The organism is Mesorhizobium sp. Cs1299R1N1 (genome assembly GCF_037179655.1).
In the GTDB taxonomy this organism is placed as follows: Bacteria; Pseudomonadota; Alphaproteobacteria; order Rhizobiales; family Rhizobiaceae; genus Mesorhizobium; species Mesorhizobium salmacidum.
On sequence record NZ_JAPYKR010000015.1, the window covers coordinates 15,509 to 29,277 of the forward strand.

Annotated in this window: 6 protein-coding genes and 1 pseudogene; 6 read left to right on the forward strand and 1 reads right to left on the reverse strand. The window is 61.0% G+C overall.

What is annotated here, in order from left to right; all coding sequences use genetic code 11:
* Nucleotides 1–3: 3 nt before the first annotated feature.
* The 4 genes and pseudogenes from O7A70_RS27455 to O7A70_RS27470 all read left to right on the forward strand — a co-directional run bounded on the left by O7A70_RS27455 (nt 4) and on the right by O7A70_RS27470 (nt 8,759).
* Nucleotides 4–5,505: a DUF3320 domain-containing protein gene (locus tag O7A70_RS27455; protein WP_337143151.1), complete on the forward strand. Its 5,502-nt coding sequence runs from the start codon at nt 4–6 to the stop codon at nt 5,503–5,505.
* 82 nt (nt 5,506–5,587) lie between these two features.
* A pseudogene (locus O7A70_RS27460) lies at nt 5,588–5,752 on the forward strand (DNA repair exonuclease); the annotation flags it as partial.
* 561 nt (nt 5,753–6,313) lie between these two features.
* Nucleotides 6,314–7,618, forward strand: a complete 1,305-nt coding sequence (locus O7A70_RS27465; RefSeq protein WP_337143152.1) for an XRE family transcriptional regulator — start codon at nt 6,314–6,316, stop codon at nt 7,616–7,618.
* A gap of 4 nt (nt 7,619–7,622) precedes the next feature.
* The gene (locus O7A70_RS27470; protein WP_337143153.1) at nt 7,623–8,759 is read left to right on the forward strand and encodes a beta family protein; all 1,137 of its coding nucleotides are present in this window, start codon (nt 7,623–7,625) and stop codon (nt 8,757–8,759) included.
* A gap of 715 nt (nt 8,760–9,474) precedes the next feature.
* On the opposite strand, the gene O7A70_RS27475 is transcribed toward O7A70_RS27470, so the two are convergent.
* The gene (locus O7A70_RS27475; protein WP_337143154.1) at nt 9,475–10,593 is read right to left on the reverse strand and encodes an NAD(P)/FAD-dependent oxidoreductase; all 1,119 of its coding nucleotides are present in this window, start codon (nt 10,591–10,593) and stop codon (nt 9,475–9,477) included.
* 102 nt (nt 10,594–10,695) lie between these two features.
* Between O7A70_RS27475 and O7A70_RS27480 the strand changes: the two genes are divergently transcribed.
* Nucleotides 10,696–11,601, forward strand: a complete 906-nt coding sequence (locus O7A70_RS27480) for a LysR family transcriptional regulator (RefSeq protein WP_337143155.1) — start codon at nt 10,696–10,698, stop codon at nt 11,599–11,601.
* Nucleotides 11,602–11,690: 89 nt separating this feature from the next.
* Nucleotides 11,691–13,766: a hydantoinase/oxoprolinase family protein gene (locus O7A70_RS27485; protein ID WP_337143156.1), complete on the forward strand. Its 2,076-nt coding sequence runs from the start codon at nt 11,691–11,693 to the stop codon at nt 13,764–13,766.
* Nucleotides 13,767–13,769: the final 3 nt, after the last annotated feature.

Consider the following 13,769-nt stretch of genomic DNA (forward strand, 5'->3'; position numbering starts at 1 on the left):
AGGATGGAGCTGCTCGACCTTTCCGCGCGCAACCGACTCTTGAACGTTCCGCGTTTTTCTAAAAGCGCTAAAACCATCGACGTCGTCGATGAGCGGTCATCCGAGATTTATCGGTTGCTGGTAAATGAAGGTAAGGCCTTTACCTTCCTCGCCGGTAAGCCGGATAGGCCAAAGGCCGGTCAAGAGAGTGCCACTGCGGATAACGAGATCGACTACTCGCCGATTTCCCTTGCTCAGCCCGAAGACGACGAGGTGGACGATAGGGGTGTGTCCTCGCGACATTCGGACACCAAGCTTCAGACTCGCATGACCCCAACCGGTTTGCAACGCAGGCTGCTCGATCTCTACCACGATGCGCGAACGCTAGAAGAGGAGCAGGGCGTCAACATCCTCTTTCTGGCTCTTGGGATGCTGAGGTGGATTGACCCGAATAACAAGGAAAACATCCGTCAAGCTCCGCTCATTTTGGTGCCGGTCCGTCTCGAGCGAGGTACGGCTGGGGAAAAGTTCCGGCTACGCGGCAGACCGGAGGATCAGAGCGCAAACCTCTCCCTCGAGCTCTATCTTGATCGCATGCACAAGCTCGCGATGCCGAGCTTCGATGCGGGAGATGACTTCAACGCCGCAAAGTATCTCGATGCCGTGGCCGAGGCAGTCTCAACAAAAGAGGGTTGGGAGGTGCTCCGGGACGATATGGTGCTAGGCTTCTTCTCGTTCGCGAAGTTCTTGATGTACCGAGATCTTGATCCCGAGATCTGGCCCGAGGGTTCCAAGATCATCGAACAAGCGAAGGTCCGCTCGCTCCTTTCGGATGGTTTTGAAGCACGCGAACCGCTGATGTCTGACGATATCGCGATTGATCCGCACATTGCGCCTGCGGAGATGTTGCATATCGTCGACAGCGACAGTTCCCAGACGCTCGCGATCCATGATGTCAGGAAGGGTCGCGACCTTGTGATCCAAGGTCCGCCCGGGACAGGAAAATCGCAGACGATTGCAAACGTTATCGCGTCAGCCGTTGCGGACGGTAAGACCGTGCTTTTCGTGGCCGAAAAAATGGCCGCGCTGGAGGTCGTGAAGCGTCGCCTCGACAATGCCGGGGTAGGGGATGCCTGCCTGGAGCTCCATAGCAACAAGGCGAACAAGCGCATGATGCTGGAGGAGCTGCGTCGTACTTGGCAGCTCGGATCGCCTCAAGGACAATTCCCGTCTGCGCTCCCCGATCAACTGTTGCAGGCGCGCAATAAGCTCAATGCTCATGCCGACCGGATGCATGTCCCGTTGGGCGCATCCGCCCTGACGCCCTACCAAGTTTTCGGCCAGATGACCCGCCTCAGGCAGAACGGGCAAAAACCCGTAGATATCGAACTTGAAGGTGCGACCGATTGGACGAGTGATGGCGTTTCGGCACGCCGGAAGCTGCTTGACGAGGTTTCTCAACGCATCAACGAAATTGGATTGCCGATCCACCATCCCTGGAGAGGTGTTGGCTTGGATGTCGTTCTGCCAACCACCGTCGAGCGGCTCGTCCCGCGCATCGGGTCTTTGCTAGATCAAGCGAAGGCCGTGCAGGCCAAATTGATCGACATCGCCGCGCGGATAGAAGCCGGGCCCCCGCAAATTCTCAGCGACAGCGGCGACATAGAAGATCGCGCAGAACTTCTCGCGTCCGCACCAGAGCTTCCCGCCGACGCGTTGGTCTCGCCGGTGTGGGATGCCCAGCCTAAAGAGATCTCGTCGCTTCTTTGGACAGGATCGGATTTCGCCCGCAAGTTCGAAGACGTTTCGCAGCATTTGGCCGCGACGGCGATCGACACCCCAATTGAAGATCTTGAGACCGACCTTGCAAACCTGCCATCGGAATTTGCGAAAGACGGCTTTGTTCGCGCGCACCACCTGACCGTTCTGCTCCCACGATTGCGGGATGAAGCGGAGAGGTTGAACCAAGAGCTGGGGTCGACGGCTGTGCCGGACACGCTGGCAGGGCTCGTTAGATTAATTGTGACGGGGGAGAGAGTTGCGGCTGCACCCGACGCAAGCCCCGAAGCGTTTGCTGCGACCGTCTGGGACTCCGGACTTGAACAAGCGGCTGAGCTTGCCGAGAGCGTCGCGATCCTTGAAGCGATCCAAGCAGAACTGAAAGGGAGGGTTGTCGATGCTGCCTGGAAGATGGACGCAGCGCCGACAAGGCAGGCCCTCGCCACTCATACCGGACTGTTGAAGGCATTGAGCGGCGACTACCGTCGCGCCAAAGCACTTGTGCGATCCCTTCTGGTCGATCCTAACGCGCCGTCGACAGAGATAGTGCGTCTCCTAGACCTGCTGATGAAGGGGCAGGCCGCGGCCGCAAGGGTTCGTGATGGCGACGCCTTTGGTCGTTCCGCCTTCGGAGCAGATTGGCGGGGTGAGAGATCATCTTCGGCACCGCTCTTAGCGTTAGTGGAATGGATGCGCACGCTAAGAGGGCTTGGGTCGGAACCTCGAATTATTGCCGGACGGATGGCAGAACGCTCCGAAGCGGGGGCGCGGGCGCTACGAGTTCGCAAGGTGATCGATATCGGCCGACCGCTGATCGAGGGTTTCTGGAACGATCTCGGCCACCTTGCGCCGTCCATGCTGGGTGATGTGGCTTCCGCCGAAAGGGCTTCACTGAAGCTGATGGAAGTGAAGGCGCGTTCCGTGGCACAAGCGGACGAAGCGTCTCGAGACGTTCTGGCCAGCGTGCCTGATCAGTTATCCGACCGGGTGGAGCTCGTCCGGCGACTGGGCGCGTTACAAAAGCTCGCTCAAGAGATCGATGCCGCTCAAGGTCTTGGCATTTCCGCATTCGGTTCGTCATGGCTCGGGCGAGGATCCAACTGGGCCGCGCTTACGCAGGCCGAGCTCTGGTTGAAAAGCAATAGCACACTCCGACATCTAGTCGCCCGTTTGCCTGAGAGAGCCGAGATCGCGAACTCAGCTCGTTCTACTCGAGAGGCGACGCAGGCAGCAGCGCTGCAATTGAAGGCGCTTGCGGAGGATTTGAAAGCAGATGCTTCGTCTCTTTTCGGAGTAGGCGATTTCTCGGATATCGTGATTGCCGAGTTGATTGCTCGATTGGAGGGCTGGGTCGGGCATCAGGAACAGCTCTCGAAATGGGTCGCCTACGAAGAACGATCGGACAATGCTCGAAAGGCCGGACTAGGGCAGTTGATAGACGGCCTGGCCAATGGCCAAGTTCCGACCGCATCGGCGCGATCGGTCTTCGACATGGCCTATTACGAGAGAATGCTGGCGGCGATGGTGAATATGGAGCCAGAGCTCGGGAGGTTTGACGGCGAGCTCCATTCCAGAGCTGTTCGCGACTTTGCAGATTTGGACCGACAAAGGATCAAGGCTAGCGCCATCGAGGTCGTGACCGCGCATCATCGCAAGATCCCTTCAAGGGATGGCGGAGCGGGGCCAGTCGGTTTGCTTCGATCTGAGATGGCGCGCAGACGAGGCCATATGCCTATCCGGCAGTTGATGCTGAGGGCAGGGCCTGCTGTCCAAGCGCTGAAGCCAGTGTTCATGATGAGCCCACTTTCGGTGGCGCAGTTCTTGTCGCCCGGTCGTATGTCGTTCGACCTCCTGGTTATGGACGAAGCGTCTCAGATTCAGCCGGTCGACGCACTCGGCGCAATTGCCAGGGCGAACCAGGTGGTCGTCGTGGGCGATGAACGCCAACTGCCGCCGACGACGTTCTTTGCGAAGATGACAGGCTCGCAATCTGAAGATGACGAGGGCGAAGGTGCGCAGGTCGCTGACATCGAGAGTATCCTCGGGCTTTTCACGGCCCGTGGCTTGCCGCAGCGCATGCTTCGCTGGCACTACCGCAGCCGACATCAATCGCTAATCGCCGTGTCGAACAGCCAGTTTTACGAGAACCGGCTGTTCATCGTGCCGAGCCCTTATACCCAGGAGGCCGGCATGGGGCTGCGGTTCCATCATGTGCCTGAGGGGGTGTTCGATTCAGGTGGTACCGGAACGAACCCGATCGAGGCGCGGGCCGTAGCGGAAGCGATCATTCGTCACGCGAAGTCGAATCCGCAAGAGACTCTGGGCGTTGCGACTTTTTCTGTTAGCCAGCGTCGTGCCATCCAAGATGAGCTCGAAGCCTTACGACGGCTGAATCCCGATACGGAAGACTTCTTCCACGCCCATCCGAGTGAGCCGTTTTTCGTCAAGAACCTGGAGAACGTTCAAGGCGACGAGCGGGACGTGATCATGATCTCGGTGGGATATGCCAAGAACGCCCAGGGCTACATGGCCATGCGCTTCGGCCCACTTGGTTCGGAAGGCGGCGAGCGTCGCCTCAACGTCCTCATAAGCCGGGCTAAGCGTGCCTGTGAGGTGTACGCGTCGATAACAGATGAGGACATCGACCTTGAGCGCGGAAAGGGGAAGGGGGTCTTCGCCTTCAAGCTCTTTTTGCACTACGCGAGGACTGGACGCATCTCGCTCGCGCAGACGACGACCCGGGAGATGGATTCAATCTTTGAAGAACAGGTAGCCAATGCATTGATTGAGCGAGGCTTTCAGGTCCATGCACAGGTAGGCATCGCAGGCTTCTTCATCGATCTGGCCGTCGCTGATCCGGAGCGGCCAGGGCGGTATCTGCTGGGCATCGAATGCGACGGTGCTGAATATCATTCTTCACGCTCCGCCAGGGATCGGGATCGGCTGCGCCAGGCTGTGCTCGAAGACCATGGCTGGATCATTCATCGCATTTGGAGTGCTGATTGGTTCCAGCGTCCGCGTGAACAGCTTGAGCGGACGGTGTCAGCGATCGAGGCCGCAACGAGAGAACTCGCCGAACGTGCGGAGTTGGGAAATCAGAGAAGCCGTGCCGCTGCAGTACAGGTCGTGACGGTAGACAGAGGTAACATCACAGAAATCGGCTTGGAAACCACGAACGGAGCCGCGGCGCCAGACCGAGCCTACGCGGAAGCCAGGGTACAGAGACCGCACGGACAGTTTGAACTACACGAGACGCCCACCGGTCTGCTGGCGGGGATGGTCGAGCAAGTCGTGGCTGCGGAGACTCCGATCCATCTCGACGAGGTGGTCTCACGAATCCGGGATGCGTGGGGCCTGCAGCGGGCCGGCGGCAGAATCCAGGACGCAATCGAGCGCGGCCTTGTTGTCGCCGAATCTCGGGGAGCAGTGGCACGGCGAGGAGACTTTTGCTTCAAGCCCGGCGCCTCTATCCGGCTGCGAGACCGTAGTGGTGTGATGTCCTCTGGATTGCGCAAGCCTGAAATGATCTCGTCGGAGGAAGTTGCTGAAGGAGCAATCGAGGTGGTGAGATCCAATCTCGGCGCGACGGAGGACGAAATCGCAACGAGCGTTTCGAGGATGTTGGGCTTCAAAGCCACAAGCGCTCAATTGAGGCAATTGATTTCGACGGCGGTTGCCGGTGCCGTCGCGAACGGATTGTTGCGAAACCAAGACGGATTGCTGATCGACGGCGCATACGGTCAGTGAGACATCACCGTCAATGCGGGGGCGGCTGCCCTCGCTAGATCTGACGAACCTGGGACGAGGTCTGTCCTTGGTTGGAGGCTGAATGGCGTTTCGATTTGTTCACACCGCCGACATCCATCTGGATTCACCGCTGCGTTCGCTTGCGCTGCGAAATCTCGAGCTCGCGGAGCTCGTGGGTGATGCCAGCCGCCAAGCCTTCGTTTCCATAGTGGATTTGTGTCTCGAGGAACGCGTGGATGCGCTGGTCCACGTCAGGCCTTTTCTCGCCGGCCCGGTCAGTCGTGCGGCTGGGGAAATCGTCGCTGGAGCCATGGGTTCGGAAGTCTGATCACCCGAGCCACCAATCAGGAGAATACGCCGTGATGTTCCATCATGTCCTCATTGGTCTGGCGAACCTCGGAACAGGAAGAGGACTAGATTTTCAATGCAAGGTGTGTCTCTACACTATCCCAAAAAAGGGACGAGCTCGGCTGGTTTGAGGCTGATACAAGACTTTCCGCTTCTGAGCGTCGAGGATTATAGCTGCCGTTAAGCGGAGGGCCGATCTCGATGGCGGTTTCCGACCCAGTTGTAGCCGTTCGGCGCGCTCCATCATCGCCCTGTCCTACTGCGGCGCCACCATCCCAAACGGGGCGCATCGGCGCCATGCTCACCGCGACAAGCCCTTGCTCAATGGCCTTGGCTTCATGCTGGGTCCGATTGACCCTCATGCGATTGCTATGAGGGTTCAACACCGTTCTTCACAAGCCGATGACCTCTCTGCTGCCCTCCATCTTGAACACAACGATTTTGTTGTGTAGTTGAGGGCATGACGGAATTTTCGGTGATTCTTAATGAACGGGAAGCACGCAACGCTCGAGAAATGACTTCCGAGCTCGATGAGTTATTATCATCGGCACGGACGTTCGAACCGATCGTCGCCGGCCTGCCCCCTCAGGTGGTTGACGGCTTCCGAAACGCCATCAAAGCCGAAAGAGGAGAGCTCGAAGCTCTGGTCAAGGCGTATGAGGCGGCGAAGGCCGGGGACTTTGAAGACCTTGAGCGTCGGGCCGAGAACGACCCCGGCCTCACGCTAATAGTCGCTCGTATTGCGCGTGGGCTGACGCAAAAGGAGTTGGCAAGAAAGCTGGGCCTAAAAGAGCAGCAAATTCAAAGATACGAAGCCGACAGATACAGATCCATAAGCCTCGCCAACTTTCGACGCGTAGCGAGGTTCTTGGGCGTCGATTGGAAGATGGGCCTATCCAACTGGTTTGGCGGCGGCTGGAACATAGCACGCGATGTCTCTGCTGCCGAGGTTAGGAAGGTACTGAAGCACGCTCGCACCAACGGCTGGTTCGGGGATGATGATCCAGAGATTGTGGCCGAAGAGGAAAGCTTCAACTATCTTCAGCGCTACGTGTCGGACCACATCCTAAAGTACGGCAGCCCTTCTCTGCTGCGAACTGGCATGAATGTGCAAGACCACTCTGAGGACCTCCTGGTGCTGGCTTGGAAGGCGCGGGTGACCCGCCGCGCCGAGCAGATCATCAGCGCCCACGCCGTAGCCTATCGCCCGCTCGACATAACTTGGCTCATGGAACTGGCTAGACTCAGCCAGCACGGAGATGGACCGGCGCGTGCGCGCGACCTTCTGCTGAGCAAGGGGATCGTACTGGTGGCCGAGCCTCAGATACCCGGGATGAAGGTGGATGGTGCCGCATTCCTGTTGGAAAGCGTGCCGGTCATCGGCTTGACGCTGCGGCGAGACACGGTGGACAACTTCTGGTTCACGTTGCTACACGAGGTCGGGCACGTCATCCTCCACTACCGAACCGGCCTCCGCACAGGTTTCTTCGACGACACGGACACAACCGACGTCGACGAGATCGAGGAGGAGGCGAACTCGTTCGCCTCCAACGTGCTTATCCCCGAAGAGCGCTGGAAGCGATCACCGGCTCGAATCACGAAGTCCCCCGCAGTAGTCGAGAAGTTCGCGAAGGAGCTGGGGATAAATCCTGCCATCGTCTTTGGCAGGATACAAAAAGAGAGGGGAAACTACGCGGTCTTCTCGAACTCGATCGGGAGAGGCGCGGTCAGGAAGCATTTGATCGGGCCCTCGAAAGGAAGCTAGACCCATGGCTCGCACTCGCCCCATCTACGTCCCGGCACTTCGCCTCAAGCAGGGCGAGTATCGCGGCTTGCAGCGCCTCGCCCCCGACGTGGCAGATAAGATCGTCCCGCGTCTCGTTGTTCCTCCTCCCAAGGAGCGCGACCCGGAGAAGCACCGTCTCCTTACCAAGGACGAAATCGTCCACGAGACCGGGCGCCGCATCGCCGATCACTGGAAGATGCGTGACGCCTTCCTCGACGTGCGCTTCCTGTTCCCGGAGTTCGGAGAGGCGGAGTGCGCCGAGTGGCTGCCCAGGATGTTCGACGTGGCGCGTAAGGCCCATGCCCAGCCGATCCCCATCCTGAGTCTGGAAGACGCCATCGGGCCTCGGATGGCGGCCTTTCGGCTGGCCCTGGCGACCGACGGTGCAACGAGGGTCGCGATACGGGTCGAATCCGGCGAGATCGACAGCGAGCTCGCCGGTCGCTTGGCCTCGGCCATGTCCCGGCTTGGCGTGACTCCGGAGAAGTGTGCCATCCTAGCGGACTTCTCGGACGCTGACTTCTCCGACGCCCTCGCGGTGGCCAACATCGCGCAAGCCGCCCTTGAAGATCTACAAGGCATTGGCCGCTGGCGCCATGTGATCTTCCAAGGGACGAACTATCCTGAGTCGAATCCGGCAGAGGCGGATGGCAACGCAATCATTCCCCGCAACGAGTGGCTGGCCTGGAAGGAGGCGATCAAGCTAGACGGGACCTCGCCCGAGCATTTGATGTTTGGCGACTACGGAGCCGACTGCGCGAAGTTCGAGTTCAGAAAGAACTCCGGTGGGATCCCGATCCGGCACTACCGGTACACTACCTCCGACAGCTGGCTTGTCGTCCGCGGCTCGGCTGCGGGCCAAGCCGAGGCCGTCATGCGCGGCGTCTGCGAGCGCATCCTCAGGAGCGGCAAGTTCGCCGGGCGGGGCTTCAGCTCGGCCGACGACTATATTTTCAAGACCGCTAAGGGGTGGGACGGACCAGGTAATGGCTCGACGTGGCGCGAGATCAACACGACCCACCACATTACGCAGGTGGTCCGCGACATAGGCGGCATCAAGGGGATGACGTTCACTGAGACAACTTTTGTCGACCCAACCGATCAGCTGTCAATTATCTAATGTGGACGTGATTCCGATGTAGCATCGCGCGCCGGCGGCTTGTGGGGCGCCGTTAGCGACTATGGAACGGCCGAGAAAGGGGTCGATAGCTGACGAGGCAAGCTTTGGCCGATGACCGTCAACTCGAACGGCAGCTTACCGCCTAGCGCTGCTCAAAAGCCGACCGTCCGGATACGGCCTCAAACCAGCCGAGCTCATACCCGCGGCAACAGGCCTTATCGGCTCCTTTTGCGGGATGGCACATCCACAAAAGGGATCGCCCCGAGTGCGATGACGTACGGTCTTGGAGACAATCGAGCCGCACAGATGCATTCAGCGCACCGCAGCACATTTATGCAGCGATTTCAAAAGCGCTCCTTTTTAACGGTAAAATTGACGGTAAATTGCGAATTGCCGCACAAGATCTTATGTAAAATCAACAACAAAGGATGATCGTAAACAATGGAGTGGGAATGAGGGGTGGAAACGGCGGCAATCGCGTAGTTTCGGTGACGACTTTCGCTTGCCGCTCCGTTCCGTTTCCTGCTCCCGCTCCGCTGGACATTTCTTTCCCTCTGAACTTGCAGGTAAGATCTGGGCCCAGGTCGCGGTTAATGTAAAGCCGTTTCAAAGGGCGAGGGTGCTCTGGCGTAGAATGGCGTGCGCAAAGGCGGGTCCGCTTTCGCTCGACGCCTCAGAACGGTTCCTGTGCGATCCCGATTCTGCTCTGTAACAATCAGGCAGCGCGGTTGAAGCGGTTGATTCTAAAATCATCGAGCGGCGTTTCGCATCGATCGGTCATGATGAGTTCGGCCATTGCGTCGCCGACGCCTGGGCCGAGCTGGAAGCCGTGTCCGCTGAAGCCGAAGGCGTGGAATAGGCCCGGCGTCGTCGCCGAGCATCCCATGACTGGCAGCATATCCCTGACATAGCCCTCGCAACCGGACCAGGTGCGGATGACCGTAGCCTGTGCGATCGCCGGCAGCAGTCGCGCGACGGCGCGCAACTGCGCCGGCAGGCACGTGGGGTCGGCGGTCGCGTGGCCGGGAACCAGGTCCACCGGCATCCTGTCGACCGCTCCGCCGAAGACGATGTTGCCCCGCTCGACTTGGCGCAGATAGGCGCCATGATTCTTGTTGCGCGTCCAGATGCCGACCACCGGCAGGATCCGGTGCGGAAGCGGCTCGGTCACGCCCATCTGCGGACCGCAAGCATCGAGCGGAACCGCTTCGCCGAACTGTGCGGCGACGCCCGCGCCCCAGGCGCCGGCGGCGTTGAGCAGGCACTCGGCGGCGAATGTACCTTTTGAACTGGTAACAAGAAAGCTGGAGCCGGTGTGCCTGACAGTCTCGACCTCCGCTTCCTCGACGATTTCGGTGCCCAGCTGGCGGGCTGCCTCGGCAAAGGCGGGTGCAATCAGCCGCGGATTGCCGCTGCCATCATGCGGCGAGAACGACGCCGCGATCACATCGGGACCGAGGCCGGGAAAGCGGGTGTGTATTTCGCGCGGGCTGAGTTCCTCCAACTCAAGTCCCCAGGGCCGCGCCGTCTGGGCGTAAGTTCGCATGTCGGCGAGACTGGCTTCATCGAAGATCAGCCGGATATGACCGGTTGCGCGGAATTCGACGTCGCGGCCAAGCATTTTCTCGGCCTCGCCCCAGAGCCTGAGCGAGCGGTGGGCCAATGGAAGCTGGGACAGATGACGCCCTGTGCGCCGGATGTTGCCGAAGGAGGCGACCGTTGCCCCGGTTCCGATCCGGTTCCGCTCGATCAGCGTCACGCGTGCGCCGCGCCGGGCGAGGAAATAGGCCGAAGCCGTCCCCATCAGTCCGCCGCCCAGCACGACTACATCCATGGCGCCCTCTAGCAATCAATCCCAGCCGATCTTGTCCGCGCCGCGCTATTGCGTCAAAGATGGGTTTGGACAGAAGCCATAAGTTTTACCTATGGAGTAGCCATGCGGGCCCGGCAGCTCGAAGTGTTCATCGCCGTGATGCGCGCGGGTACCGTGACCGCCGCGGCGCGGATGCTGAACATCTCTCAGCCTGCGCTCAGCCAGATCCTGCTCCACGCCGAGGACGAACTCGGTTTCACCCTGTTCGAGCGGGTCAAGGGCCGGCTGCGACCAACCCCGGAGGCGTTAGAGATCTTCCCCGATGCCGAGAGGTTGTCGGCGGGGCTTGAGGGCTTGCGCCGCAAGACAACCGACCTGCGCCTGGGTCGGGCAGGGTTGGTGCGGGTCGCGGCGTCGCCGCCGCCGGCAATGGCGATATTGCCGCGTGCGTTCACCAGATTCCGGGCGCAGCATCCCAACATAATGCTGCGTGCCCATAGCGCGCCCATCTCGGCAATCGTCGACATGCTGCGTGCGGGCGATGCCAGCCTCGGCGTGGCGATGGACGACCGGCTGCCTCCGGACATCGAGGCGGAGGTGGTCGGCAGACTCGGCTTCGTATGTCTGCTGCCCGCCAAGCACGCGCTGCAAACGAAAACCGAGCTGACGCTCGCCGACCTCGTCGGGGAAGAGTTGATATCCTATCGCGGCAACACCCGCCCTGCCGATGAACTGGCCCATGCGGCCCAGGCGCAAGGCGTGGCGCTTTCGCCGTCGCTGGAGATCGACGTCTCCATCTCCGCGGTCGGCTTCGTCCAAGCCGGCCTGGGCATCGGCTTGGTCGATGCGCTGCTGCCGTGGCATCATTTTGCTGGGCTCGCGGTCAGGCCACTCGCGGCCGGGCCGGAATTCCCGATCGCGCTTCTCACCTCGCGCACGCGAGCCCTTTCGCGGGCCGATGAGATGATGCGCGATGAAATCCGCGCGGCCTGTTCCATCGTCCTGGATGAACATCGCGCCAAGGCATAAGCAGGACTTATATCCTTGCCCGTCATACGTCTTGGACCCGCACCATCCGCTCGTGCCAGCTTTGGTTGGCAGACAGGAAGGGACGCATCATGGATGGAGTCATCACGGCGGATGAGGCGCACAACAGAGCCGACTGGAAGGTCGGCGTCGATATCGGCGGGACTTTCATCGATTTCTGTGCGCTTGAAGTAAACTCCGGACGCGTCGCCTCGCTGAAGGTGCTGACGACACCGGAAGATCCGGGCGCCGAGCTGATGACCGGTCTCGCCCTTCTGGCCGAGCGCGAGGGCCTTGATCCCACCCATATGACGCGCTTCGTGCACGGCACGACGGTCGGCATCAACACGATCATCCAGCGCAAGGGCGCGCCGCTCGCGCTGTTCACCAATGCCGGCTTCGAGGACGTGATCGAGCTCGCACGGCTTCGCATGCCGGACATGTATTCGCTGTTCTGCTCTCGGCCGGACCCGCTGATCTCGCGCGACATGGTGTTCGGCATTCCGGCCCGCATGCGCGCCGATGGCAGCGAGACCAAGGCACCTGATGTGGCAACCGTTGAAAGCGCGGTCGCGGCGGCGAAGGCGAACGGGGCGCAAGGTATCGTCGTGGCCTTCCTTCATTCCTGGCGCAACGCCGCGCAGGAGGCCTCGGTTAAGTCTGCTATCGCGCGCCTCGCACCCGACCTCTTCGTCTTCACCTCGGCCGAGGTCTGGCCGGTCATTCGCGAATACGAGCGCAGCTCCACCGCCATCCTCAACGGCTATGTCCATCCGCGTGTCTCGGGCTACCTGACGGCGCTGGAAGAGCGGTTGAAGAGCCGCGGCGTGCCGGCCCGTCCGATGCTGACGAAGTCGAACGGTGGGCTGATGAACGCTGCCGAAGGCAAGCAGGCCTGTGTCAACATGCTGCTTTCGGGTACGGCTTCAGGGGTCATCGGCGCCGCGTGGCTGGCGCGTCAGGCCGGCGAGGACAGGATACTTACCCTCGACATCGGCGGCACCTCGGCCGACTTCGCACTCATCATCGACGGTAGGCCACAGTTCGGCACCGGCGAACTGATCGGCGAGTTTCCGCTCCATATCCCTTCCGTGTCGGTGAGTTCGATAGGCGTCGGCGGCGGCTCGATCGCCAGCGTCGACGCTCAAGGGGTGTTGCGGGTCGGGCCCGAGTCGGCCGGTTCGACGCCTGGACCGGCATGCTACGGCCGCGGCGGCGAGCGGGCGACCGTGACGGATGCCATGGTGGTGTGCGGATGGCTCGGCCACAGCGAGATGGCCTATGGACAACTCAGCATCGATACCGGGCTGGCGCATCGCGCGGTCGGTGAGCTTGCGAGGCGACTCGGCCGTCCGGTCGAGCAGACCGCGCAAGCGATCCTCGACATCGCGGTGTCGGAGATGTTCGTCGAGGTCGAGAAACTTGCATCGCGCGCCGGCGTCGACCTGCGCGATTTCACGCTGATGCCCTTTGGCGGCGGCGGCCCCATGCTTGGCGCCTTTCTCGCCCGCGAACTCGGCATGAAGCGCGTCATGGCGCCACGACGCCCCGGCGTGGTGTCGGCATTGGGCGGACTGGTGGCGGATCTGCGCGGAGATTTCATTCGCACCATTTTCTCGCCGCTGTCGGCGTCGCTCCCAATTATCCGCGCGGCTTTCGAGGCGCTCGCAAGCGAGGGCCTCGACTGGCTCGCGGCGCAGGGGCATGACGCGGCCGCTGAGCTCAATTTCTCCTGCGATATGCGCTATCTCGGTCAGAGCTATGAGATCGAGGTCGTCCTTTCGCCGGAATGGCTCGAGGAGAGTGACGCAGAGGCGATCGAGCAGGCCTTTCACCGCACCCATGAGCGGCTCTACGATTTCCACGACCCGGACGGCGAGATCGAGCTTGTGAACATGAGGCTGTCCGCCGTCGGCGCGGGTCCGGCGCTCTCCTTTCCAGAGATCGACGAGATCGACGTCTCCGCCAGTCCGGCGCGCCAGCTTCCGGTCTATACAGGCCTGGGCGTCGAGACCGTCGACCTCCACGACCGGCAGACTCTTGTGCCTGGCAGTAGCTTCCAAGGGCCTGCCGTGGTCGTTCAGGAAGACACCACCCTTGCCATTCCCGCCGGAGTGCAGGCGCGGGTCGATCGCCACCTCAATCTTCTTCTGACTTTCGCGGAGTGACGC